Origin of the sequence: Oricola indica (assembly GCF_965227485.1) — a bacterium.
GTDB classification, from domain to species: domain Bacteria; phylum Pseudomonadota; class Alphaproteobacteria; order Rhizobiales; family Rhizobiaceae; genus Oricola; species Oricola indica.
Map to the genome: position 1 here is coordinate 3983868 of NZ_OZ245747.1, position 24727 is coordinate 4008594.

Consider the following 24727-nt stretch of genomic DNA (forward strand, 5'->3'; position numbering starts at 1 on the left):
CGTGACATCGCAACGCGGGCTTGCTATTCGCCCCGCGAAAGCCCTTTCCGATCATACTTTTCCGATTACGCGGGACCCACCATGCCAGACCTCCTGCTCGAACTCTTTTGCGAAGAAATCCCCGCGCGCATGCAGCGCAAGGCGGCGGGCGATCTGAGGAAAGCCGTCACGGACGCGCTGGTCGATGCCGGTCTGACCTATGAGGGTGCACGCGAGTACTGGACGCCGCGCCGCCTGGCGCTCGACCTGCGCGGCCTGACCGCCCGGTCGGCCGATATCACAGAGGAACGCAAGGGGCCGCGTACCGACGCGCCGGAAAAGGCCGTCGCCGGCTTCCTGCGCGGCGCCGGGCTTTCCTCGGTCGATGAGGCGGAAATCCGAACGGACCCCAAGAAAGGCGATTTCTACGTCGCGGTGATCAAGAAGGCCGGCCGCGATGCCGAGGAGATCATCGCCGACATCATGCCCGGCATCATCCGCAACTTCCCCTGGCCGAAATCGATGCGCTGGGGCAAGGCATCACGCGAGCCGGGTTCGCTGCGCTGGGTGCGGCCACTGCAATCGATCCTGTGCACCTTCGGACCGGAAACCGAGGAGACGAAAGTTATCGCCTTCGAGGTCGACGGGATCGTCGCCGGCAACGCCACGCGCGGCCACCGCTTCCACGCGCCGGAACCGATCACGGTCCGCCGTTTCGAGGATTACGTCTCGAGCCTGGAAAAGGCGCATGTCGTCCTCGACGCGGAACGCCGCAAGGACATCATCGCGACGGACGCGCGCAACCTCGCTTTCGCGCAGGGCGTCGAACTGGTCGAGGATGACGGGCTGCTGGAGGAAGTGTCCGGGCTGGTCGAATGGCCCGTCGTGCTGATGGGCGAATTCGAGCGGGACTATCTGGAAATCCCGGACGAAGTGGTGCGGCTGACCATCAAGACCAACCAGAAATGCTTCGTCTGCCGCGATCCGGAGACGCAACAGCTCACCAACCGCTTCATCCTCGTCGCCAATATCGAGGCATCCGACGGCGGCAAGGAGATTGTCCACGGCAACGGCAAGGTCGTGCGCGCGCGCCTGTCCGACGCGCTGCATTTCTGGAAAACCGACCAGTCCGACCTGCCCGACCTCGGCGAATTGACCGCCTCGGCGGAGAAATTCGGCCTCAACCTGAAAAAGCCGCTCGACCAGCGCATGGCGAAGCTCGACCGGCTTAACGTCACATTCCACGCCAAGCTCGGCACGCAGGGCGAGCGCGTCGTGCGTATCGCGAAGCTGGCCGAAGAACTGGCGCCGAAGGTCGGCGCGGAGCCCGCCCAGGCACGCCGCGCTGCGGTGCTCGCCAAGGCGGACCTCACCACCGAGGTCGTCGGCGAGTTCCCCGAGGTGCAGGGCGCGATGGGCCGCATTTATGCGGAATTGCAGGGCGAGGAACTCGACGTCGCGAAAGCCGTCGAAGATCACTACAAGCCGCTCGGCCCGACCGACGACGTCCCGACCGGCCCGGTCGCAATTGCCGTGGCGCTGGCCGACAAACTCGATACGCTGACCGGCTTCTGGGCCATCGACGAAAAGCCGACGGGTTCGAAAGACCCCTATGCGCTGCGTCGCGCGGCGCTCGGCGTGATCAGGATTGTATTAGAGAACAAACTTACAATTCCGTGGGCTAGCGGATTCATTGTGGCCGGTCGGCGAGTCATGGGCCAAGTGCTGAAGACAGCGCTCGACAACAAGATCACCGTTCCGCTAACGGGCTTATCTTCCGAAGCTATGGGCCTCATCAGAGAACTTTCGGAAACCTCAGAGAAAGCCTCTGGCCTCATGATCGACGGTCATTGGGAAGTTCCCCCTCAGCAATGGGAAGTCGAGCGCGCGAAGGACCTGCTCTCGTTCTTCCATGACCGACTGAAGGTCTATCTGCGCGACACAGGCGCGCGCCACGACCTGATCGACGCGATCCTGTCGCCGGAGGATGACGACCTGCTGATCGTCGTGCGCAAGGTCGAGGCGCTCGGGGCGATGCTCGACACCGAGGCCGGCGCGAACCTTTTCGCCGGCACGAAGCGCGCGCTGAACATCCTCACGGCCGAGGAAAAGAAGGACGGCGAAGGTGCGTTTGACGGCGAGATCGACAAGTCACTTCTGAGCGAACCGGCCGAGCGCGAACTCGCCAATGTCCTCGAAGCCGTCTCCGGCCATGTCGATGCGCATATCGCGAAAGAGGAATATGCGGAGGCATTTGCCGCGCTGTCGGAATTGCGTCCCGCCGTCGATGCGTTCTTCGAGGGCGTGATGGTGAATGCGGACGACCCGGCAGTCCGCGTCAACCGCCTGCGGCTTCTCTCTTCGCTGCGCGCGACGACACGCAAGCTCGCCGATTTCTCGAAGATCGCCGGCTAGCGCAATTCAGGTCTTGGTTGAAACATCAGCATCGGAATGCGCATTCGAGCCGAAGGCGAGAGGCTGCGCATTGTGATTCTATTGCAACCTGAAATGCACTAAGCCCGGTTCGATCCCCCGAAACGAAAACGCCCGCGACTGGCGCGGGCGTTTTCGCTGCCGTGTTGCTTGCAGATTACCGAAGCAAGTCCGCATCGCTAAGGATGTTGTCCTCGATCGTCCGCTCGATGATGAAATCCTCGACGGCCGTGTCGCTCGTATCCAGTTCCCGGAGACGATCCTCGATACGCTGCTCGATCGGCGAGGTGGACGCGGTCTGGTCGTCGTCGAAATCCTCGTCGTCCTCTTCCTCGTCCGCATCCTGATCGGTCGATGCCTGATCCGCGTTTTGCAGGTCCGGTGAGGTCGGATCGGTCGTGGACGCATCGATCTGCCCCGGATTGTCACCGCCATTGATGATGGTCATGTCGATGCTGCCCGGCGACGGCGCGAGATAGACCTTCGGCGTTGTGGTGTTGTCGAATTCGACGAAAAGCACCGACGGAAAAGCCGGGTCTTCCTCGATCACATAATCGGCATGGGCCGGCGCGGAAGCGAGCAAGGCGGCCGCGCAGGTCGCGGATGCGAAAATACCAAATCTGCTCATCGGTTTGTTCCCCGTTTTCTCATCACCCAGCCGGAACCCTAGCAAAACCGTCTTGAAGCGCCGTTTTGGATTTCGCTCAAATTTTAACGGCCGCCGCCGGGCCGTTGCACACGCCCGGATCGGGGTGTAGCAGTCGCGCCATGGAACCGATGCCGAAACAGCGAGTGTGCCGCATCCTGAACGCGGGCGACGACGCCCTGCGCGAGGCGTGCACGGCGCTGCTTGCCGGCGAGGTCGTCGCGATCCCGACGGAGACGGTTTACGGTCTTGCCGCCGACGCGACCAACGGCCAGGCGGTAGCGCGGATTTTCGAGTCGAAACAACGCCCTTCCTTCAATCCGCTCATCTGCCACGTGACCGGCGTCGCGATGGCCGAACGCTTCGCATCCTTCGATCCCTTGTCACGCAAACTGGCCGACGCTTTCTGGCCCGGAGCGCTGACGCTGGTGCTGCCGCTCAGGGACGATCACGCCATTCATCCGCTTGTGACGGCAGGGGTGGATACGGTCGCGGTGCGCGCGCCGCAGGGCTTTGGCGCGGAGCTGATCGCGGCTGTCGGCCGGCCCCTCGCCGCGCCCAGCGCCAACCGCTCCGGACGGATCAGCCCGACGACGGCACAGGCCGTGGCGGACAGTCTCGGCGACGCGATCCCGCTGGTGATCGATGGCGGTCCGACGGCTGTCGGCGTCGAATCCACCATCGTGAAGGTCGATGGCGAGACGGTCCGGTTGCTTCGCCCGGGCGGCGTCGCCGCAGAGAAGATCGAGGCCGTGGTCGGACACACCCTGGTCCGCGCCGAGGCGAATGCGGCGATCCAGGCACCCGGAATGCTCGCCTCGCATTACGCGCCCCGCGCGCAAATGCGCCTCAATGCCGATCATGTCGCGCCGGGAGAGGCGCTGCTCGGTTTCGGGCCGGTGCGCATCGCGGGCGCGGACGCCGCGACAGAGGTCCTCGTCTTGTCGGAGGCCGCCGACATGAAGGAGGCAGCCGCCAATCTGTTCGAATTTATGAGCCGGCTGGACGCCGCCGGCGCGGCGACCATCGCTGTCGAACCGATCCCTTCGAACGGGCTCGGCGAGGCGATCAACGACCGCCTGGCGCGGGCGGCGGCACCCAGGGGAGAAGAATGAAGACGGATCTCATCAAGCGCCTTGCCGAAATCTGCGGCGAAAACAACGTTCTGACCGATGATGCGGACACCGCGCCTTATCTCAAGGAATGGCGTGGCCGGTGGACCGGCAAGACAGCCGCCGTCGTGAAACCCGGTTCGACGGCGGAGGTTGCCGCGATCCTGAAACTCGCCAATGACACGAAGACCCCAGTGGTGCCGCAGGGGGGCAATACCGGGCTGGTCGGCGGGCAGATACCCGACATGAGCGGCGACGAGATCGTCCTGTCGACCTCCCGGCTGAACCGGATCCGCGACATCGACCCCGCCGGCAACACCATCACGGTCGAGTCCGGTGTCGTGTTGCAGGCTGTGCAGGAAGCCGCCGAAGACGCGGGACGCTTCTTTCCGCTGTCGCTCGGCTCGCAAGGGTCCTGCCAGATCGGCGGAACCCTCTCCACCAATGCCGGCGGGACCGGCGCGCTCGCCCATGGTGTGGCCCGCGACCTCTGTGTCGGTCTCGAAGTCGTGCTGCCGACGGGCGAGATCCTCGACGATCTCAACAAGCTCAAGAAGGACAATACCGGTTACAACCTTCGCAACCTGTTCATCGGCGCGGAAGGCACGCTCGGCGTCATCACTGCCGCGGTCCTGAAACTGTTTCCGAAGCCCGCCGGCCGGGCCACGGCCTTTGTCGCCCTTCCCTCTCCTGAGGAAGCGCTGGCCCTTTTCGACCGGGCGCGCAATTCCGCCGGAACCGGTCTCACTGCCTTCGAACTGATGGCGCGGATCGGCGTCGATTTCACGACGCGGCACGTGTCTGACGTGCGCGATCCGCTGTCGACGCATTATCCATGGTACGTGCTGATGGAAATCTCGTCGGGAATTTCGGAAGAAGATGCACGCGCCACGCTGGATGGGGTGCTGGAACACGGCATGGAGCATGGGCTGATTCTCGACGGCGCCATCGCCGAGAGCTTTCAGCAGCGCGCCGATTTCTGGCGGTTGCGGGAGGGCATGTCGGAAAGCCAGATACCGGAAGGAGGCTCGATCAAGCACGATGTTTCGGTCCCGGTCGACCGTGTCCCCGATTTCCTCGCCGAAGCGGACAAGGCGGTTCTGGCAATCGAGCCGGGTTCGCGCATATGCGCCTTCGGCCATGTCGGCGACGGCAACATCCATTACAACATTTCCCAGCCCGTCGGCGCCGACAAGGCGGTGTTCCTGACGCTGACCGAGGTGATCACCCCCGCCGTCCACGCGATCGTGGGCAAGCATGGCGGCTCGATTTCGGCGGAGCATGGAATCGGCCAGATGAAGCGGGGCGAACTGGCGGAGGTCAAGTCTCCGGTCGCGCTCGACCTGATGCGGCGCATCAAGAAGGACTTCGATCCAAAAGGGATCATGAATCCCGGCAAGGTGATCTGAGACCCGCGCCAAATTTGTGCCGTTGCGGGACTCGTCCGCATTTGAACCTGCATGATTCCAATTTGCTAACCATTTAAAAGATCAGCCTTTTTTAACGCTGTTTCTTAGCTCGTAGTCAGGGCACACCGTCTAGTGTGACATCCAAGCCGGCCGCCAGAACAACAATAATGGCCGGTGAACAGGGAACGAGGGACGCAGAGGCGAAAACGCCCGCAACTCTCAGGATGAACAGACGAGGCGTCAAACATGGCTACTGGTGCGCAACCGGTATGGGCCGGGCATGAATTCAGGCTCGACCCGGCAAAACTCCCGCAGAAACTGGTCTATGCAACCCGCAACGCCGCAGGCGATGTGGACATAACCGTGAACCAGAACGGCTGCGTGCTGAAACGCCAACTGGATGTGTCCGGCCTGCCGCTGAACATAGCCCTGCCGGTCAACGCCTTTTCCGGCGTCGCCGCGCGCGCCATGTACACCGGCCCGGAGAACGTGCTGGTTACGCTGGAACTGATGCATCACGATCCGGAACTTTGCGTGCCGCTCTTCGTCGGTCACGACCTCGAAGGCATCGCCAGGGACTGGCAGACATGGTCAGACCTTCTTGGCCTTCCGATGCTGATCGTCGACGAGGATGGCGTTACGCGTACGCTCGACGAAAGCGCGCGGAACGTCATCAAGGACAAGAGCCATGCGCGCCGGCACCACGCGATGTTCACCGAACGCCGCCCGCGCTTCCTTGCGCGTCGCCGCATGGGCACGCTCGGATGCCGCATGGTGCTCGACGGCGTCGAGATCATCGCTCGCGACTGAGCTTCAGGCGGCCAGTGCGCCGGCCAGGATGCCGGCAAAGATGAGCCAGCCGACCACCGTATTCGCCTTGAACAGTTTCAGGCACTGATCCGCATCGTCGATATCGAGGATGCGGATTTGCCAGAGCATGTGCCCGGCTGCCGCCACGAGGCCGACAAAAGCGAGCAGCGGAAGGCCGGCCGCCCAAAAAGCTCCGCCGATCAGGAGGAGCGAGCCGGAGTAGAGACCGAAGAGCCACGGCTTGGTGTTCTCGCCGAAAAGCCGCGCCGTGGAGCGGACACCGACAAGCGCGTCGTCTTCCTTGTCCTGATGGGCATAGATCGTGTCGTAACCGATCACCCACAAAATCGAGCCGAGATAGAGCAGAGCCGGCGCCAGCGAAACCGAGCCGTAGATCGCGGCCCAGCCCATCCATGCGCCCCAGGAAAAGGCAAGTCCCAGAGTCAGTTGCGGCCAGTCGGTGATACGCTTCATGAACGGATAGACCGCGACCACGAGCAGCGAAAGAATGCCGAAGCCGATGGCAAAAAGGTTGAACTGGATCAGCACCAGGAAACCGACAAGCGCCTGGCTCACGAGGAATATCCATGCCTGCCGGCGGGTCACCTGTCCGGACGGCAGCGGGCGCGACCGGGTGCGCGCCACCTGGTCGTCGATCTCCTGGTCGACGAGATCGTTATAGGTGCAGCCCGCGCCGCGCATCGCGACCGCGCCGATCAAAAACAGAACGAGATGCCAGGGATCGGGAAACGGAGCGAAGGTCAGTGCCGTGTTTCCCGCGCCGGCAAGCCCCGCCATCGCCGCCGACCACCAGCATGGCCACAGCAACAGCCACCAGCCGATCGGACGGTCCCAGCGCGCCAGCTGGGCATAGGGCCAATGGCGGCGCGGCAGCGCGCGATAGACCCAATGGCCCGACGGCGCATCGGCGACCCGGCCCTGACTTCCACGCGACTGGATGGTGTCCTGCATGGCCGCACTGGTGACAAGCCTGCGGACAAAGGTCAAGGGTCGGGCCCTGCGGCTTGACCGCGCGCGGCCCAGACCGTACCGCAACCGCATCGAAGACGGAGCGGGCCATGAATGTTTTGCTGATCGGATCGGGCGGACGCGAACACGCGCTGGCGGCGAAACTGGCGGCCTCCCCTCTCCTCAAGACGCTGTTCTGCGCGCCGGGCAATCCGGGTATCGCCGACGTGGCCCAATGTGTCGTTCTGGACGTCACGGACCACGGCAAGGTGGTGGATTTCTGCCGTATCAACGGCATCGGCCTCGTCGTGGTCGGCCCGGAGGCGCCGCTGGTGGACGGGCTCGCGGATTCACTGAAATCGGCGGGCATCCCGGTTTTCGGTCCGAGCGCGGCCGCCGCCCAACTTGAGGGCTCCAAAGCCTTCACAAAGGCGCTGTGCGACCGGATGGACATCCCGACTGCGGCATACGGGCGGTTCAACAATGCGCCGAAGGCAAAGAACCACGTTCGCCAGCAGGGTGCCCCGATCGTCATCAAGGCCGACGGACTCGCCGCCGGCAAGGGCGTGACCGTGGCCATGACGCTGGAGGAGGCCTTCGCGGCCATCGAGGATTGTTTCGAGGGCGCTTTCGGCGACGCGGGTGCGGAAGTCGTCGTCGAGGAGTTCCTGGAAGGCGAAGAAGCGTCCTTCTTCTGCATTTGCGACGGCGAGACCGCCCTGCCCCTGACGACCGCGCAGGACCACAAGCGTGTCGGCGAAGGCGATACGGGGCCAAATACCGGCGGCATGGGTGCCTACTCGCCGGCTTCGATCATGTCCGATGCGCTGATCGAGCAAACGATGGAGACCATCATCCGGCCCACCATGCGCGGCATGGCGGAACAGGGCATGCCATTTACAGGCATTCTCTATGCCGGGCTGATGCTGACCGAGTCCGGCCCCAAGCTGATCGAATACAATGTCCGCTTCGGCGATCCGGAATGCCAGGTGATCATGCCGCGGCTGAAGGACGATCTGCTCGTCCTGATGAAAGCGGCTGCAGACGGCGTGTTGTCATCGATGGGCGTGCATTGGCGCGACGAGGCGGCCGCCACCGTCGTAATGTGCGCGCCGGGCTATCCCGCCTCGGCCAAAAAGGGATCGGTCATCGCGCTTCCCAAGTCGATCGACCTGCCGGACGGCGTCACGATCTATCACGCTGGAACGGCAACAATGGGCGATGATCTCGTCGCCAATGGCGGCCGCGTCCTGAACGTCACCGCAACGGGCAAGACCGTTACCGCCGCTCTCGAAACGGCCTATCAGGCAGTCGACCTGATCAAGTGGCCGGAAGGCTTCTGCCGCCGCGATATCGGCTGGCGGGAGATCGCGCGGGAAAAGGAAGAGTAGGCAAGTCTCCGAACCGAACCCGCGATTTCCTTGTCTTAGATCAAAGAAGAACGCGCGAACGGCTGCAATTCTTTCGACATCGAATTCGAAAGGAAAGCATTATGGGACTGTTGGCGAACATTGGCAAAAGAATGGACCGTCAGGCTCACCTGATGGGTGCGATGATGAAGCGCCTTGACGTTGATATCGAGTCGGTCGGCCTCGAGGGTGACGGCGCAAGGCTGCAATCCGCCGCCCGTTCCTGCCTTCTGTGCCGCGACAGCGATGTTTGCGAGCGCTGGCTTGAGGGCGCGGGAGATACCCCACCCGATTTTTGCCGAAACTCCCAGTTGTTCGCCCTGCACCGCAAATCGTGAACTACTGCCAGGGATTGAGCGCTGCTTTTCCATTCGTGACCGCATAGGCCCTCGCGGTGACCTTCCTGCCGCCGTCATCCTCATGCAGGAACAATGGCGGCGCCAATTCCATGGGCTTCCGGCTTCCCTTGATGCCGCAAACGACGATGCGGATCGCCGGTTTCGATGCGCGGGGATGGATCGGCAGAACCGATATCGCTCCGTAACGGCGTTTCATCGCCTCCAGTATCTCGACGACCGATTGCGGCCGCGCGATGATCGACAGTCCCGCGCCCGGCCGCGCTATGGCGCATGCGGTCTTGATCCAGCGGGTGAGAAGGTCCGGCTGCATGACATGCGCGCCGGCCTTTTCCGGATCGGGCGTGGCCCTGTCTCTCGGGTCGTTGAAGGGCGGATTGGCGATCACCCAGTCATGGCGTTCCCGCGGCAGGCCGGCGGCTTCCCGCGCCTTGCCGTCAAGCGAAACATCAGCCTCGATCACCTGCGCCCGGTCTTTCAGATGCTCGTTGCCTTCAAGCGCCAGCCCTGCGCGAGCGCATGCGGCCATCAGCGGAGATTTCTCGTAGAGCACCGCAGTCGCCCGAGGGTAGCGGTCGAGGACGGCAAAGGCCGCCGCACCCGCCCCGGCGCCGAGATCGGCAAGCGTGCCGGAGAAGCCGTCAGGTAGGCTTGCCGCCAAGATCATCGCGTCGATGCCGGATCTGTGCGCGCCCCTTGCAGGCTGGACGAGGCGGAAGCCATCGCGATGAAACGCATCGATGGTCGTCTCGATGCCGTCTATGACCGGCCCGGCCATATGCCGTTCAGTCTTTCAGTTCGTTTTCGAGACCGGCATCGCGGAGAATTCGGCGCGCCTGCTCGATGCGATCGGCCTCGACGAGAACGCGGCGCGGAAGGATGCCGAGCGAACCGTCCATGATCGACATGTTCTCATCGGCGACGAGAACCCCTATCCCCGCCTCGCGCATCAGCGACTCGACAAAAGACAGCGTGACGGGGTTGTTTGTACGCAACAGTTCTTCCATGACCCCTGATAGGCCGCGCGGCGCGGCGCTACAAGATTTCTTCGCCGTTCTGTTGAAAACGAAGAGCCGAACGCGCCAATTCGCCGCTTGCCCGCCAAAAGCGGAATTCATAATGTGGCCCGGCAATCTGGAGACTTAGTTTTGGGCGTCGTCGTAGCACTGGGTGAAAACAAGAAGGAACCGGCGGGAATCAGGGATCTCGTCGATCTCGTCGCAAACGGCATGCAGCGGGTCAACGAGTTGATCCTCTCCAAGGCCGGCTCCGACGTGGAGATGATTCCGGAAGTCGCCAATCACCTGATTTCGTCCGGCGGCAAGCGCCTCCGTCCGATGATCACTCTCGCCGCCGCCGACATGTTCGGTTACAGCGGCGAAGGCCATGTGAAGCTGGCGACCAGCGTCGAATTCATGCATACGGCGACACTCCTGCACGACGATGTCGTCGACGAGAGCGACATGCGCCGCTCCAAGCCGACCGCCCGCATGATCTGGGGCAACCAGGCGAGCGTCCTGGTGGGCGATTTCCTGCTCGGCCAGGCCTTCAAGATGATGGTGGAAGTCGGATCGCTCGATGCGCTGGACGTTCTTTCCTCCGCGGCGTCGGTGATCGCCGAAGGTGAGGTCATGCAGCTCGCCGCAGCCAAGAACCTCGAAACCACCGAGGACGAGTATCTCGCGGTCATCAAGGCGAAGACGGCGGCGCTTTTCTCGGCCGCGGCCGAGGTCGGCCCGATCATCGCCAATGCCTCCAAATCGGATCGGGCGGCACTGCGTTCCTACGGCCTCAATCTCGGCCTTGCGTTCCAGTTGGTGGACGATGCGCTCGACTATGGCGGCAACGCGAAAGACCTCGGCAAGAACACGGGCGACGACTTTCGCGAGGGCAAGATCACGCTTCCCGTGGTGCTCGCCTACCGGCGCGGCACGGATACCGAGCGCACATTCTGGAAGAACGCTATCGAGAACGGCGAGAACAACGACGCAGCCCTCGAGGAAGCGCGTGGCATGATGCTGAAATACGGCGCGTTGCCCGACACGATCCAGCGCGCGCGTCATTTCGGCGAGATCGCGCGCGACGCTCTGGCGCCGCTCAAACCGTCACCGCAGAAGAACGCACTTCTCGACGTGGTCGAGTTCTGCATCTCGCGGATCAACTGACCGGCGCGCCGGCCGATCCGGCCACGTTGCGCGGACACCATAAAAAGGCCATTCTCGCACGGTGATTTGGTGCGTGAACGCGCCATGAAACCGGCAACCCGGATTGGAATTCGATGAAACGGTCCTTCGCACTCCCCGCCCTTGTTCTCGCCGCCGGCCTCGCTGCCTTCCCGGCATCGGCCGAACGGGGACCGAAAGACCAGCTTAGCCCGGCCGATTCGCTGTCAGGCGCCTTCCTTGCGGCGGCAACCGCACGTGCCGAAAACGATTTCGATGCCGCCGTCACCTACTATACCGAAGCGCTTCGCTACGACCCGGACAATGCCGCCCTTCAGCAGGAGTTGCTGCTCGCGCTGATCACCAATGGCGAGTTTGACGAAGCGCTGCCGATCGCGGAGAAACTCAAGAAGGATCCCCAGATCGAGCGCGTTTCACGCGTCGTTCTCGGTATCGAGGCGATCCGCTCGCGGCGCTTCCTCCTCGCCGACAGCGCCCTGATCCTGACCTTCGAAAGCGATCTGGAACGGCTCCTGACCGGTGTTATGCGCTCATGGGCGAAGCTCGGCGCGGGCGAACCCGACAATGCGCTCAAAACCATCGACTCACTCGAAGGGCCTGACTGGTTCGTTCTTTTCACCGCCTATCACGGAGCGCTCATCGCCGATGCGGCCGGGCGCGAGGATGACGCCATCGAGCGTTTCCGCTTCGGAATGGACAACACCGCCGGCGGCAGCGCCTCGCCGCAGACCTATATCCGGATGGCGGAAGCCTTTTCCGGTCTCCTCGCCCGAGAGGGCGAGATAGAGGAAGCCCGTTCCGTGCTCGACAGGGCTCTGGAGATCGCACCGGCCAATCCGGCCCTCCTGGCGCTGGCGCCGGAAGACGTCGATATCTCGCGCAAGGCATTGCGCATCGCCGATCCGGCATCCGGCGCCGCGGAGATTCTGTTCAATGTCGGCACCGCGATCAATCGCGACGGAGCCGAGAGTTTCGCGGCACTCTATCTGGAGATGGCGCGCGTCCTCGCACCCAAAAACGCGCAGATCTATTTCGAACTCGGCGGAATTTCGGAGCGGCTCGGGCTGACCGAGCGCGCCATTTCCTACTACGAGCAAATTCCCGCGGAATCCTCCTACGGCCGGATCGCCCAATTGCAAAAGGGGCTGAACCTCGCGGATATCGACCGCAACGAGGAAGCAAAGGAAATCCTCGCGGCGGCCGTCGAGACCGACCCAGACGAATACAGGGGCTATCTCGCGCTTGGAGGCGTCTATGCCTCGCTCAAGGAGTACGAGGAGGCCGCAGCGCTCTACGAGCGCGCCATAGCGCATATCGACACCTCGGACTCGACCTTCTGGCCGCTCTATTACCGCATGGGCATCGCCTATGAGCGCATCAAGCAGTGGGACAAGGCCGAAGCCGCGTTCAAGCATGCGCTGGAACTGTCGCCCGATCAGCCGGATGTGCTCAACTATCTCGGCTATTCCTGGATCGACATGAACATCAATCTCGACGAAGGGCTCGAGATGATCCGCAAGGCGGTCGAGCGGCGGCCGCGCGACGGCTATATCGTCGACTCCCTCGGATGGGTCTATTACCGGCTCGGACGCTTCGAGGAAGCGGTCACCGAACTGGAAAAGGCAACCGATCTGCGCCCCCGCGACGCCACGATCAACGATCACCTCGGTGATGCCTATTGGCGCGTCGGCCGGAAGCTGGAGGCCACCTATCAGTGGGAGCAGGCGCTCGGCATGGAGATCGAACCCGCGGATGCCGCGCATATCGAAGCGAAACTGGCCTCCAGCAAAACGCCGGGCGGCGAACCGCAGATCGCTGAGAGTCGTATCGACGATGGTGCGATGGGCAAGACCGCCGCTTCTCCCAATACCGGCAATGGCGGCTGACAACACCATTCTCTTGTCCGCCTGACGTCATGGGTGAACCAGTCTGGATTGACGCGCCGGCGAAGATCAATCTCGCCCTGCACGTTACGGGCCAACGCCCGGACGGCTATCACCTGATCGAAACGCTCGCCGTTTTCGCGGATATCCACGACCGTATTGCGGTTGCGCTTGCGGAAAAGGACGGTTTCGTTGTCGAGGGCTCGGAAGCCTCGGCGCTCGCCGGAGAGGATCCATCCAGCAATCTGGTGATCCGGGCACGCGATTTCCTGCGCGACATCGCAGACAAGGCCGGAATGGCGGCCCCATCCGTCAATGTGCGGCTGGAAAAGAACCTGCCGACCGGCTCCGGTATCGGCGGAGGGTCCGCCGACGCGGCGGCGACATTGCGCGCCCTGTCGGCCTTGTGGCGCCTGGATCACCTCGAACAAACGATTAGGGACCACGCAGTGCGCCTGGGGGCCGACGTGCCGATGTGCCTGGCGTCAATGCCCCTTGTCGCACGCGGAATCGGTGAGGACCTGGAGCCGCTTTCCGGCATGCCGGCGCTGGACATCCTGCTCGTCAATCCGCGCCGCCACATATCCACGCCGGCAGTCTTCAAGGCGCTGGATCGCAAAGACAACGCTCCCCTTCCGCAAGCCAATATTGCGTCCGGACCGCATGGTCTTGCGGATTGGCTCGCGCGCGAAACACGCAACGACCTCGAAGCGCCGTCCGTCCGGCTGACGCCGGCCATTGGAGACTGCCTTGTTGCGCTGGACGCGACAGACCCTCTTCTGGCGCGCATGTCCGGCTCCGGAGCGACCTGTTTTGCAATCTATCCAGACGGCGATACAGCACGCGATGCGGCGTCACGTCTCTTGCGCGACCACCCGGATTGGTGGATCAAGACGGGCAGGACTGGCCCCTCAGGGAGAGAAGGCGCATGAGCCGCATCGACGAAAGCCGCCCCTTCATACCGGTGCGCATCGCCGTACTGACGGTTTCCGACACACGGTCTCTGGAGGACGACAAGTCGGGAGCGACGCTTGCGGCACGTATCGAAAAGGCCGGCCACATCCTTGTGGACCGCGCCATTGTCACAGACGACCTCGACACGATAGCCGGCAAGGTTTCGGACTGGGCCTACAGCCCTGATATCGAGGCGATCATCACCACGGGCGGGACCGGTTTCACCGGCCGCGACGTGACGCCGGAAGCGCTGGAACCGCTTTTCGAGAAACGCATGGACGGATTTTCCGCCCTGTTTCACCGTATCTCCTACGACAAGATCGGCACATCCACCATCCAGTCGCGGGCGACAGCCGGACTGATGCACCAGACCTTCGTCTTCGTGTTGCCGGGGTCGCCGGGAGCGTGCAAGGACGCCTGGGACGGTATTCTGGAGCCGCAGTTCGACTATCGCCACATGCCCTGCAATTTCGTGGAGATCATGCCGCGCCTCGACGAGCACTTGCGGCGCGGCGGCGGAAAGTCCGCCTAGGCTTTCGGCTTAGGCGGCATCGCGATTTCCGACTTGAGTGGCCGCAGCGCCAGACCGCGCACGAGATCCTCGGCGTTTACCGCCCCGTCAGCAAGATTGGCCAGCGCCTGGGTTTTCGAGATCAGTAATCCACGTGACAGCGGACCGCGCCTGCCCGTGATCGGGAAGAACACCCGCGACAGCCAATTGCCGGCTTTCGCCGGCGTGAAACATGCGGCGGAAGCATCGGGCCGCATGATGTGATCCATCACGGCTCCGTTCCATCCATCCGCCAGCCGGGCGCCCGGCTCGATCACGATCAGCCAGTCGCCGCGTGCGCCGGAAACGATGTCACGCAGAGGCGTCCCCGCCTCGACCGCGTTGCACCCGGCGGCATCCGCGATGGACGCTGTGGAATCGGTCGATGCGGCATCGACGACGATCACTTCCGAGATGTGCCCCTCGATCGCGTCATGCACCAAAGGCGCCAGCGAATGCGCCAGCAGATGTGCCTGATTGTGCGTGAAAAAAAGGATTGTGACCATCGTTCCCCCAGTGCCGCCTGCTTAGAACCTGTCGCGGCCGAAATGCAAGCGATCCGAATTTTGTTCTTGTATTGTTCTCTTTTTGCGAATAGGAATAAAGTCATCGAACAAAGCGATTCCATGACCCTCCGGGAGACATGAGATGGACGTGATTGCAGCAGCAGACAGGACGGCATTTTCGGGTTCGGCCGAACAGGGCACCGACAACGCGAATCGGTTGATCGCGCGGTCCGGATTGCGCGAACACGAGCACCGGACGCGCGGCCGGGCGAGCGCGGTCAATCCGTCGGGACGGTTCGAGCCCCTTTCCCGAAACGTCTTCGACGATGGCTGGAACAGTTTCGAGGATTTGCCGCCCTTCAAGACGGAAGTGCAGACCGAGCATGCGCGCACGATCATCACGCGCAACACCTCGCCGGACATTTCCTTCGACAGGTCGATCAATCCCTATCGCGGTTGCGAGCATGGCTGCGTCTACTGCTTCGCACGGCCGACCCATGCCTATATGGGGTTGTCGGCGGGCATCGATTTCGAGGCGAAACTGTTCGCCAAACCGGACGCGGCCAAGCTCCTGGAAAAGGAGATCACGAAGCCGGGCTACAAGGTGAAATCGATCGCCATCGGCACCAACACCGATCCCTACCAGCCGATCGAGCGCGACTGGATGCTCATGCGCTCCATCCTCGAGGTCCTCGAGCGGCACAATCACCCCGTCAGCCTCGTCACCAAGTCGCATCTGGTTACCCGCGACGCGGACATACTGTCGCGGATGGCCGAAAAGGGCCTCGCCAAGGTGGCGCTTTCGGTGACCACCATGGATCGAAGGCTGGCGCGCACGATGGAACCTCGGGCTTCGACACCGTCGAAGCGGCTAGAGGCGATCCGCATTCTCACGGATCAGGGCATTCCCACATCGGCGATGCTCGCGCCGATCATCCCGGGGCTCAACGACCATGAAATCGAGAAGATCCTGGATGCCGTCGCCGGTATGGGCGCGCGCGAGGCTGGCTACGTGCTTTTACGCCTGCCGCTGGAAGTGGCGCCCGTCTTCAAGGAATGGCTGTTGCGCCATTACCCGGAACGTTACCGGCACGTCCTGTCGCTGATTCGCTCGATGCGCGGCGGCAAGGATTACGACGCCGAGTGGGGAAAGCGCATGCGCGGGACCGGCCCCTATGCCTGGCAGATCGCCCGCCGCTTCGAACTGGCGAGCAAGCGTCTCGGGCTGAACAGCACCCGCCTGAAACTGCGCACCGACCTGTTCGAGCCACCGAAACCGGAGAGTGAGCAACTCAGTCTCCTGTAATCTGTCGGTCGGGCCGACGTCCCCTCTCCATCCCCCGGCCCGCCCGACAGTGTGACCCCGAACCGATGCCTGCCTGATCCACCCCGCCCGGATCCAGTGCACAACGGGGTCAAGGCAAAGGGAATCGGGAGAGCGTGACAGAGTTTCGTGGTATGTGTCGCCGCACCATGACCACCACGAACACGCCTCCCGGTTCTCTCCTGCTTCCGCTCGATGGCATCGACCTGCCGCCGGTGCCGGATTTTCGAATCGAGACAGCCTACTGGAACGATGGCCACCGATATGTGGCCGGCGCCGACGAAGCCGGACGAGGCCCGTTGGCGGGGCCGGTCGTCGCGGCGGCGGTCATCCTCGACCCGGAGGACGTACCGGACGGGCTGAACGACTCCAAGAAACTGACCGCACGCGACCGAGACCGTCTGTATGACGAAATCATGCAGAAGGCCCTTGCGGTCAGCGTATCTAGCCGCTGTTCAAGTTCGATCGATGCGAGCAATATCCTGCGGGCGAGCCTCGCCGCGATGCATACAGCTGTCACGAGCCTGGCGCTCACGGCCGACAGCGCGCTGTTCGACGGGCGTGACATTCCACCCGGCCTGACGTTTCGCGCCCCGCCGCGCGCAGTAATCAAGGGGGACGGGCGGTCACTGTCCATCGCCGCCGCCTCGATCATCGCCAAGGTGATACGCGACCGGATGATGGTGCGGCTCGGCGCATACCATCCGCAATACGGGCTGGAACGGCATATGGGCTATGCCTCGAAGGCGCATCGCGACCAGATCGCCGCGCATGGCGGCGTGGCCCGTGTCCACCGCTTCACCTTCGCACCGCTCAGGCACAACGCATAAAAAAAGGCCGGGCTTTGCGCCCGGCCTGATCGATTTGCTGGAGAAGCTCCGGCGCGTCAGTTCATCCGCGTCTTGACCTCGTCGAGGGACTGCTTGAACAGATCGGTCGCTGCCTTGCCGGAAACCTTCTCGCCAAGGATCTGCGTCGCGGCGGCCAGCGCCATGTCGACAGCAGAGCCGCGGACTTCGTCCATGGCATCGGCTTCCGCCTGGGCGATCTTCTGCTCGGCCATCGCGGTACGACGCGTCACATATTCGTCCGTCTTCTGCTTCGCCTCGGCGGTGATCATCTCAGCCTCGCGCTTGGCCGCATCGACGATGTCGGAGGCCTCCTTCTCGGCTTCCTTGCGCTTCTTCTGGTATTCGGCCAGCAGGGCCTGCGCTTCTTCGCGCAGCTTGCGGGCTTCTTCCAGTTCGTTGCGGATTTTCTCCGCACGATTGTCGAGGGCAGTGGCGATCGTGCCCGGCACCTTTATGTAGATGACGATACCGAGGAAGATGACGAGAGCGATCAGCGCCCAGAATGTTGCGTCTGCCATGGTGCCTTCCTTAGCCTTCCGACGCTTTCAGCGCCTTGTCGATCTCGGCCTTGGTCACCGAGCCGCCGATCAGCTGTGAAACGATGGCTTCCGTGGTTTCGCCGGCGATCGAGCCGACATCGGCCATGGCCTTGTCCCGGATCTGGGCGATACGTGCCTCGGCTTCGGAAAGCTGCTCGGCCAGTTTCTTTTCGACCTTCTGGCGCTCCGCTTCCGCCGCGAATTTGGCGGTATCACGGGCCTTGTTGCCGATCTCGTTGGCCGATGCCTTGGCTTCGGCGAGCTCCTGCTCGTAGGCGGCAATTGCAGCATCGGCTTCGGCCTTGAGCTCGTGCGCCTTGTCGAGATCCTGCGCGATCCGGTCCTGGCGCATCTCGAGAATGCCGCCAATACGCGGAACGATGACCTTGGACATGAACCAGTAGAGGAAGCCGAAGGTCAGCGCGAGCCAGAAGAGCTGCGATGCGAAAGTCGACGAATCGAAAGGCGGGAAGCCTCCACCGTGACTTTCAGCAGCGCCGTGCGCCGCTTCCGCAGCCCCGTGGGCGGCTTCCTGGGCTATTGCCTGGGTTACAAACATGGGCGTCCCTTAACGGAGATTGGCGCGGCAGTGCCGCGCTTTATCCTGGAGCGATCCGGCCGGGAGACCCGGCCGGTGTCATTGCGCGCTGCGATCAGACTGCGAAGAGCAGCAGGAGCGCGACGAGCAGGGAGAAGATGCCCAGAGCTTCCGTCACGGCGAAGCCGAAGATCAGGCGGCCGAACTGGCCGTCGGCAGCCGACGGGTTGCGCAGAGCGCCGGAGAGGTAGTTGCCGAAGATGGTGCCGAGGCCGATACCGGCTCCGCCCATGCCGAGGCATGCAATACCTGCACCGATGAACTTTGCTGCTTCCGCTTCCATGATGAACTCCTTTGGATGAGAAATTGCGGATGAACTTGGCGGCGCGCCGCCGGTTAACTGGTCAGTGGCTCGGGTGCAATGCGTCGTTGAGATACATGCAGGTGAGCACTGCGAAGACGTAGGCCTGCAGGAATGCCACGAGGAATTCCAGGCCGGTAAGCGCGACCGTCATTGCCAGCGGCAGGATCGCCCCGCCAATGCCGAGCGCGCCCATGGCGGTCAGCGAGGTCACGAAGCCCGCGAAGACCTTCAGCGTGATGTGACCGGCAAGCATGTTGGCGAACAGACGGACCGAGAGGCTGATCGGGCGCGACAGGAAGGAGATGATCTCGATCATCACGACCAGCGGCACGAGGAGACCCGGAACGCCTTCCGGCACGAACAGGCCGAGAAACTTGAGGCCGTGCTTCATGAAACCGTAGACGACAACCGTGCCGATCACGAGCATCGCCAGCGCGAAGGTCACGATGATCGAGGACGTCACGGTGAAGAAATAGGGGAACATGCCGAACAGGTTGGCGATCAGCACGAACATGAAGAGCGAGAAAACGAGTGGGAAAAAGCGCATTCCCTGCGTGCCCGCCGCGTCTCGCAACATCGAGGCCACGAACTCGTAGGCCATCTCGGACATCGACTGCAGCCGGCCCGGCACGAGACCGCGATTGGCGGTGGTCAGATAGAGGAACGCCGAGGTCACGGCGACCGTGATGACCATGAACAGCGACACGTTGGTAAAGGACAGATCGAGACCGCCGACATTTTCGATCGGAATGATCTTCGAGATCTGAAACTGGTGGATCGGATCGTTTGCCACCGAATACCCCTCGGTTGTCGCGCGTCGCGCGGCTATTCCTGATTCGAGCCCGGTTTGTCGCCGGACCGTGTGCTTTGCTCTGGATCTGCCACAAGACCGGCGGATCTCAGTACGTTCAATACGCCGGCGACGAAACCGAGGAGCAGAAACACGATCATGCCCCATGGCGCCGTTCCGGCCAGACGATCGATCAGGTATCCGATGCCCGCTCCGACCAGAATGCCGGCGATGAACTCGCTCGACAACCTGAGAGCGTTGGCGTAACCGGATCCGCCGCTCGTCCTGCTATCCCTTCTACCCTTGGCATCGGCTGCTGTCCTTGAGGCCAGTGCCGTATCCAACGCCTTTCGGCGGGTTTCGAGATCGCCAACCTCGCCGGCTTCGCGGTCTTCGTTATCCTGTGCGTTTCCGCCCGGCAGGTCTGGCGACTTATCGTGTGCCATCGGCCTTGTCGGGTTTGAACATCAGAATTACGGAGACCCCGGTGAAGTCGGGCGCAACATAGTTTCGCCACCTTGGCTAGTCAAGGCGCGTTTGCACATGCGAAAACAGTGTTTTTATGACGTTTTTTCAGAGACTTACGACCATCATAGCAAATGGTCGCAGTCTCTTTTGCGGGCCATGGACGCCATATGACGCCGACTCCCGCGGCGCGAAGCGGTTCTAGCTCCAGCCGCCGCCATAGGTGCGGTAGAAGATATGCAGGCCGATACGCGTCTTTCGCTGCATCGAACGCGCCCAGCGCGGACGCACGTAAACCGCGTGATAATGAGTCGAAGATCCGACGTCCTCGAGCCAGATCTTGCCCGCGGACACGGCCAGAGCGATGTCCTTCGCCGTTCTCCAGTGGCTCGGCGAATTGATGCGCTCCTTCTTGCCGTCGCAGGCAAACGAGAATTGGCAACGATTGCGCCAGGTCACGTTCTGATAGACGACGCCGCACACGGTGTTGGGAAAAGTGGGGTTGCGCACGCGGTTGAGGATAACCTGCGCCACCGCGGCCTGCCCTTCCAGCTTTTCGCCGCGCGCCTCGAAGTAGATGCCCTCGGCGAGGCATTTCTGTTCCTTCGCGGTAAACACGACGGCGGGCAGCGGCGTCCGCGCCCAGGGATGGTCGCTGCGCGGCACCGGCGGAATAAAGCGTCCCAGCTTGTCCGACTCAGGCTCTTTCAGCAGGCTTTGAAAGGGAGACTGACGCGCGAAATCCGGCTTGGCCGGCGCATAGGCGGTCGCGAGCGAATCGGCTTGGTCGTTGGTAATCAGGCTGGCAAGCATCACCGGCACTTGCGAATCGCGCGCCGGATCGGCGCGCTTGTGGAATGCTGTCGCTATCTGGATTTCCTTGCCGCCGATCTTCGGCTTGGCGAAGGCCATCAGGTTGCTCCCGTCCGTGGGAGGACCGAACAGTCGGCTGTGGCGTTCCAGGACGGAACCCGCCGAGAAATCCCTGGGCGGTGCGCTCGGTGCGACGGTAACGATGCGACCCGTCTTTTCGGCGCGGTTGATCCGCTCTTCGTCGGGGGTGGCGGCTTTCTCCGGCTTGAGCGGCGTCATGACAACGCGACCGATGCCGGGCATGTCGATGCCGGATGATGCGATGGAACCCGTGACCGTCGGATCGACATCGAACATGGCTTCGGCCTGCTGGATGGACCCTGCCGCCGATTCGACCAGGAATGTGCGCCAGCGCTCGCCGTTTCCGTCGCTACCCGCCAACAGGCCGGAAATGTCCTGATAGGCGATCGTGGTCGGATTGGAGACAAAGAATGCGGCCGCCAGAACCGCCGGCACCGAGAACCGGGCCATGAGGCGGCGGAGGCCGAAAGACGTCGATCTACCCACTGACAAACTCCGTGACTGACGCAACCCTACGTGAGGTTGGTCATCACAATGATGGATTAACCTTGATAGCGGGTTAATGGGCAGAATAAGGCGTCCGGATTCGGAACAGATCACCCGTGTTCGGGGTCAGCGCTTCTTCTTGGCGCGCCCCGCGAACGGGTTGTCGCTGGTGCGCGTCATCATGCGGATCGGCACGCCCGGCAGCTCGAAATCCTGCCGCAGCGTGTTGGTCAGATAGCGCAGATAGGAGGCGGGCATGGCGTCCGGCCTCGAGCAGGACAGGACGAATGCCGGCGGGCGCATCTTGACCTGCGTGATGTAACGAAGCTTCAGCCGGCGTCCCGCCACGGCGGGCGGCGGATGGTGCGCGACCACGCCCTCGAGCCACCGGTTGAGACGGCCCGTGGAGATGCGTCGGTTCCAGACTTCGTGGGTGCTTGCGATCTCGGCCATCAGCTTGTCGAGACCGGCGCCCGTCTGACCGGAGATCGGGACCGCACGGATGCCACGCACCTGCGGCAGCAGCCGATCGGTCTTTTCGCGGAGATCGGCAAGCGCTTCCTGGCGGTTTTCGATCATGTCCCACTTGTTGAAGGCGATGACCGGCGCCCTGCCCTCGCGGATGATCAGATCGGCGATCTGGAGATCCTGTTTTTCAAAGGGGATCTGCGAATCCAGCACGACGACGACCACTTCGGCGAAGCGGATTGCACGCAGCGCATCGCCGACCGACAGCTTTTCCAGTTTTTCCTGAACGCGCGCCTTGCGGCGCAGGCCGGCCGTGTCGAAGAGCTTGATCTTGCGGCCCTTCCATTCCCAGTCGACGGAAATGGAGTCCCGGGTGATCCCGGCTTCCGGGCCGGTCAGCAGCCGGTCCTGGCCGATCAGCTTGTTGATCAGCGTCGACTTGCCCGCATTCGGCCGCCCGACGATGGCGATCCTGAGTGGCTTGGTGGCGTCGTAGGATGGGATTTCCTCATCGGTCTCGTCGGACACGTCCTCGCCGACAAGACCGTCTTCGGGGATATCTTCCTCGTCATCGTCGTCGGCCAGCGCGCGTTCTTCGCCGACAGCGGAAACGACGGCGTCACGCAAATCGGCGAGGCCAAGGCCGTGCTCGGCGGAAATGCCGACCGGTTCCCCAAGTCCGAGTTCGAACGCGTCGTAAAGCCCCGCCTCGGCTCCGCGCGCTTCCGCCTTGTTGGCGACCAGCACGACGGGTTTCCCCGACTTGCGCAGGATTTCGGCGAATGTCCGGTCGTCCGGGGTCAAGCCGGATTTCGCGTCAATGATGAAGAGCGCGATATCCGCGTCATCGATGGCGTGCAGCGTCTGGGAGCGCATGCGCCCCTGAAGCGTATCGGCATGCCCGACCTCGAGCCCCGCTGTGTCGATCACGTCGAAGACGAGATCATACAGCTTGGCGGAATGGAGGCGGCGGTCGCGCGTAACGCCCGGCGTGTCATCGACGATCGCGAGCTTTCGCCCGACGAGCCGGTTGAACAGCGTCGATTTGCCGACATTCGGCCGCCCCACGATGGCGACGGTAAAGCTCACCCTTCGGAGACCTCGCCAGAGGCAGTGATCAGGTCGAGCATGATGGCGGCACGCTGCTGCGCATTGCGCGGCGCCGCCGGATCATCCGCGATCTGCTGGAACAGCACCTTGGCATCGGCGAGACGTCCTTCCTTCCAGGCTGCCAGACCAAGCGCCTCGCGGGCCGCGTGGCGCAATGGATTGTCATCGGAGGACAGGGCTTCGGCCCGTTGGGCCACGTCTGAAGCCGTGCCGCTGTCGACGAGAATGAACGCGGCGCGGATATTCGCGATGTCGCGTACGGCAACAGGCGCAGAGCTATCCGCGGCAACGGCGTCGAAGGCGGCGACGGCACCGGCGGAATCGCCCTTTTCCTGCAAGACCGTCGCTGCGCGCATACGCGCGAGCACCGGATAGGCCCCGAACCCGTCGCCCTCCAATGCTTCGAGAGCGGCGAGCGCCTCGTCGGATTTGCCGTCATTTGCGAGATTGAGCGCTGCAAGGAACCGGTCGCCCGAGGCCGAGGCCTGGGTATCGACATAATACTCATAGCCGCGCCATCCCGCCGTCGCGACCACGACCAGGATCGCTGCGCCAATGAGGATCGGGCCGAAGCGGTCCCAGAAACCCTTCAGGCGATCGGAGCGGAGTTCTTCCTCCACCTCGCGGATAAAACTGTCGTCGGACATGAATGCTGCCGTTTCTGTCTCTTGTCGTGCTGTGCGCTTTTATAAGTTTTGGCGGTAAAAGAAAGGGGGCGGAACAGACCGCGACGACCTCAAAGCGGTGAAACGCCGAACAGGTAGGCGTGAAGCTGCATGATGAACCAGACCGTGAGCACAGTGCCCACCGCGACCGCGATGATGTCATAGCGTGCCGATACTGTCCCGAAGACCGGATCGCCACGCCGCTTGACCGCGATCCGGTTCCACACCGCCCACGCCAGGAAGGACAGGAATAGGATCAGCGAAGCCGCGTCGCCATTGGCAAGCAGATGGGCGAAAGCCCAGACCTTCACGGCCGTTATCATCGGATGCTTGACCCGCTTCTTGATGTGTCCGGCCGGCAGATAGGCCGCGACGAGCAGGATCATGGCCACAAGTATGAACAGCATCACGATATGCCGTATCCACACGGGCGGTTCGTACAGAAACGCCGCATCGGGCCGTGCCTGGGCATATCCCCATACGAGCAGGACGAAGCCCGCCAGCGAGACAAGCGAGTAGATGCCCTTCCAGGCATTTTCGCCGTATCGCGCGATCATCCGGTCGCGATATCCGGGGGCGACCACTCGTACGCTGTGAATGCCGAGAAACACGACAATGCCTGCAATCAACCAGATCACGAATTTGCTCTCCCTTGTTCCATGCACATGATTTGCATAGCCTGTGCATATGGCAGTCGATCTCGCAAAGGCAAAGAGACGACTGGCGGAAAAACAAGCCGAAATCGAGGCTCATTCCGCCCTGAGCGCCGACTCGCGCCAACCCGTGGAACTTGATCAGGTTGCCGTCGGCCGTCTTTCACGCATGGATGCGATGCAACAGCAAGCCATGGCCGAAGCAGCGGAGCGCGCCCGCAAGCGCGACATGATCCGTATCGAGATGGCGGAACGGCGCATTGCTTCGGGCGACTACGGCTATTGCGAGGAATGCGGCAACGAAATCCCAGACGGCCGGCTCACCATCGACCCGATGGCAACGCATTGCGTGAAGTGCGCGACATAGAAAGAGGGAACCGA

The 24727-nt window shown here is 62.8% G+C and carries 27 protein-coding genes; 13 read left to right on the plus strand and 14 right to left on the minus strand.

Going from position 1 to position 24727, the window contains the following annotated elements; genetic code table 11:
* The first annotated feature begins 81 nt into the window (after positions 1-81).
* Positions 82-2394, plus strand: coding sequence for a glycine--tRNA ligase subunit beta (gene glyS, locus ACQK2M_RS19860; protein ID WP_425419221.1), 2313 nt, complete (start codon positions 82-84; stop codon positions 2392-2394).
* A gap of 175 nt (positions 2395-2569) precedes the next feature.
* Here glyS and ACQK2M_RS19865 read toward each other — a convergent pair whose 3' ends face one another.
* Entirely contained in the window at positions 2570-3040 is a 471-nt protein-coding gene (locus tag ACQK2M_RS19865; protein ID WP_425419222.1) for a hypothetical protein, read from the minus strand.
* A 140-nt stretch (positions 3041-3180) separates the two neighbouring features.
* Between ACQK2M_RS19865 and ACQK2M_RS19870 the strand changes: the two genes are divergently transcribed.
* The 3 genes from ACQK2M_RS19870 (at position 3181) to ACQK2M_RS19880 (ending at position 6389) form a co-directional block, all read left to right on the plus strand.
* Positions 3181-4173, plus strand: coding sequence for an L-threonylcarbamoyladenylate synthase (locus ACQK2M_RS19870; protein ID WP_425419223.1), 993 nt, complete (start codon positions 3181-3183; stop codon positions 4171-4173).
* Positions 4170-5579 (plus strand): FAD-binding oxidoreductase, encoded by a 1410-nt coding sequence (locus ACQK2M_RS19875; protein ID WP_425419224.1) that lies wholly within the window; start codon positions 4170-4172, stop codon positions 5577-5579. Before ACQK2M_RS19870 ends, ACQK2M_RS19875 begins: the two co-directional genes overlap by 4 nt.
* Before the next feature lie 246 nt (positions 5580-5825).
* On the plus strand, positions 5826-6389 hold the full coding sequence (locus ACQK2M_RS19880; protein WP_223478446.1) for a DUF6101 family protein: 564 nt from the start codon (positions 5826-5828) through the stop codon (positions 6387-6389).
* 3 nt (positions 6390-6392) lie between these two features.
* Here the strand turns inward: ACQK2M_RS19880 and ubiA are convergent, their stop codons facing one another.
* Positions 6393-7361 (minus strand): 4-hydroxybenzoate octaprenyltransferase, encoded by a 969-nt coding sequence (gene ubiA / locus ACQK2M_RS19885; RefSeq protein WP_425420097.1) that lies wholly within the window; start codon positions 7359-7361, stop codon positions 6393-6395.
* A 107-nt stretch (positions 7362-7468) separates the two neighbouring features.
* Here ubiA and purD point away from each other — a divergent pair, with 107 nt between their 5' ends.
* Positions 7469-8749 (plus strand): phosphoribosylamine--glycine ligase, encoded by a 1281-nt coding sequence (gene purD / locus ACQK2M_RS19890; protein WP_425419225.1) that lies wholly within the window; start codon positions 7469-7471, stop codon positions 8747-8749.
* A gap of 164 nt (positions 8750-8913) precedes the next feature.
* Positions 8914-9105 carry a DUF6455 family protein gene (locus ACQK2M_RS19895; protein ID WP_425420098.1) on the plus strand — a complete coding sequence of 64 codons (192 nt, stop codon included), beginning with the start codon at positions 8914-8916 and terminating at the stop codon, positions 9103-9105.
* Position 9106: 1 nt separating this feature from the next.
* On the opposite strand, the gene ACQK2M_RS19900 is transcribed toward ACQK2M_RS19895, so the two are convergent.
* Positions 9107-9901 carry a tRNA1(Val) (adenine(37)-N6)-methyltransferase gene (locus tag ACQK2M_RS19900; protein WP_425419226.1) on the minus strand — a complete coding sequence of 265 codons (795 nt, stop codon included), beginning with the start codon at positions 9899-9901 and terminating at the stop codon, positions 9107-9109.
* Positions 9902-9908: 7 nt separating this feature from the next.
* Positions 9909-10130 carry a DUF2007 domain-containing protein gene (locus ACQK2M_RS19905; protein ID WP_425419227.1) on the minus strand — a complete coding sequence of 74 codons (222 nt, stop codon included), beginning with the start codon at positions 10128-10130 and terminating at the stop codon, positions 9909-9911.
* Positions 10131-10271: 141 nt separating this feature from the next.
* Here ACQK2M_RS19905 and ACQK2M_RS19910 point away from each other — a divergent pair, with 141 nt between their 5' ends.
* From ACQK2M_RS19910 to moaB, 4 genes are all read left to right on the plus strand, one after another.
* Positions 10272-11288 carry a polyprenyl synthetase family protein gene (locus ACQK2M_RS19910; protein ID WP_425419228.1) on the plus strand — a complete coding sequence of 339 codons (1017 nt, stop codon included), beginning with the start codon at positions 10272-10274 and terminating at the stop codon, positions 11286-11288.
* Between the two features lie 113 nt (positions 11289-11401).
* Positions 11402-13192: a tetratricopeptide repeat protein gene (locus ACQK2M_RS19915; RefSeq protein ID WP_425419229.1), complete on the plus strand. Its 1791-nt coding sequence runs from the start codon at positions 11402-11404 to the stop codon at positions 13190-13192.
* 29 nt (positions 13193-13221) lie between these two features.
* Positions 13222-14121 (plus strand): 4-(cytidine 5'-diphospho)-2-C-methyl-D-erythritol kinase, encoded by a 900-nt coding sequence (locus ACQK2M_RS19920; protein ID WP_425419230.1) that lies wholly within the window; start codon positions 13222-13224, stop codon positions 14119-14121.
* The gene (moaB, locus tag ACQK2M_RS19925; RefSeq protein ID WP_425419231.1) at positions 14118-14675 is read left to right on the plus strand and encodes a molybdenum cofactor biosynthesis protein B; all 558 of its coding nucleotides are present in this window, start codon (positions 14118-14120) and stop codon (positions 14673-14675) included. The genes ACQK2M_RS19920 and moaB overlap by 4 nt, the downstream gene beginning before the upstream one ends.
* On the opposite strand, the gene ACQK2M_RS19930 is transcribed toward moaB, so the two are convergent.
* Entirely contained in the window at positions 14672-15199 is a 528-nt protein-coding gene (locus ACQK2M_RS19930; protein WP_425419232.1) for a glycosyl transferase family 2, read from the minus strand. The genes moaB and ACQK2M_RS19930 overlap by 4 nt on opposite strands.
* A gap of 142 nt (positions 15200-15341) precedes the next feature.
* Between ACQK2M_RS19930 and ACQK2M_RS19935 the strand changes: the two genes are divergently transcribed.
* Positions 15342-16505, plus strand: coding sequence for a PA0069 family radical SAM protein (locus tag ACQK2M_RS19935; RefSeq protein ID WP_425419233.1), 1164 nt, complete (start codon positions 15342-15344; stop codon positions 16503-16505).
* 167 nt (positions 16506-16672) lie between these two features.
* The gene (locus ACQK2M_RS19940; RefSeq protein WP_425420099.1) at positions 16673-17353 is read left to right on the plus strand and encodes a ribonuclease HII; all 681 of its coding nucleotides are present in this window, start codon (positions 16673-16675) and stop codon (positions 17351-17353) included.
* Positions 17354-17409: 56 nt separating this feature from the next.
* Here the strand turns inward: ACQK2M_RS19940 and ACQK2M_RS19945 are convergent, their stop codons facing one another.
* The 9 genes from ACQK2M_RS19945 to ACQK2M_RS19985 all read right to left on the minus strand — a co-directional run bounded on the left by ACQK2M_RS19945 (position 17410) and on the right by ACQK2M_RS19985 (position 24331).
* Positions 17410-17892, minus strand: coding sequence for a F0F1 ATP synthase subunit B (locus ACQK2M_RS19945; protein WP_425419234.1), 483 nt, complete (start codon positions 17890-17892; stop codon positions 17410-17412).
* 10 nt (positions 17893-17902) lie between these two features.
* Complete coding sequence (locus tag ACQK2M_RS19950; protein WP_425419235.1) at positions 17903-18472, minus strand: F0F1 ATP synthase subunit B; 570 nt, start codon at positions 18470-18472, stop codon at positions 17903-17905.
* Between the two features lie 94 nt (positions 18473-18566).
* Entirely contained in the window at positions 18567-18794 is a 228-nt protein-coding gene (locus tag ACQK2M_RS19955) for a F0F1 ATP synthase subunit C (protein WP_133283461.1), read from the minus strand.
* A 61-nt stretch (positions 18795-18855) separates the two neighbouring features.
* Entirely contained in the window at positions 18856-19608 is a 753-nt protein-coding gene (locus ACQK2M_RS19960; RefSeq protein WP_425419236.1) for a F0F1 ATP synthase subunit A, read from the minus strand.
* A 32-nt stretch (positions 19609-19640) separates the two neighbouring features.
* Positions 19641-20051, minus strand: a complete 411-nt coding sequence (locus ACQK2M_RS19965) for an AtpZ/AtpI family protein (RefSeq protein WP_223478460.1) — start codon at positions 20049-20051, stop codon at positions 19641-19643.
* A gap of 220 nt (positions 20052-20271) precedes the next feature.
* Positions 20272-21414, minus strand: coding sequence for a cell wall hydrolase (locus ACQK2M_RS19970; RefSeq protein ID WP_425420100.1), 1143 nt, complete (start codon positions 21412-21414; stop codon positions 20272-20274).
* Between the two features lie 162 nt (positions 21415-21576).
* Positions 21577-23007 (minus strand): ribosome biogenesis GTPase Der, encoded by a 1431-nt coding sequence (gene der, locus ACQK2M_RS19975; protein ID WP_425419237.1) that lies wholly within the window; start codon positions 23005-23007, stop codon positions 21577-21579.
* Entirely contained in the window at positions 23004-23675 is a 672-nt protein-coding gene (locus ACQK2M_RS19980) for a tetratricopeptide repeat protein (protein ID WP_223478463.1), read from the minus strand. Before ACQK2M_RS19980 ends, der begins: the two co-directional genes overlap by 4 nt.
* 89 nt (positions 23676-23764) lie before the next feature.
* Positions 23765-24331, minus strand: a complete 567-nt coding sequence (locus tag ACQK2M_RS19985; RefSeq protein ID WP_425419238.1) for an NnrU family protein — start codon at positions 24329-24331, stop codon at positions 23765-23767.
* A 49-nt stretch (positions 24332-24380) separates the two neighbouring features.
* Here ACQK2M_RS19985 and ACQK2M_RS19990 point away from each other — a divergent pair, with 49 nt between their 5' ends.
* Positions 24381-24713, plus strand: a complete 333-nt coding sequence (locus ACQK2M_RS19990) for a TraR/DksA family transcriptional regulator (RefSeq protein WP_425419239.1) — start codon at positions 24381-24383, stop codon at positions 24711-24713.
* Positions 24714-24727 lie beyond the last annotated feature (14 nt).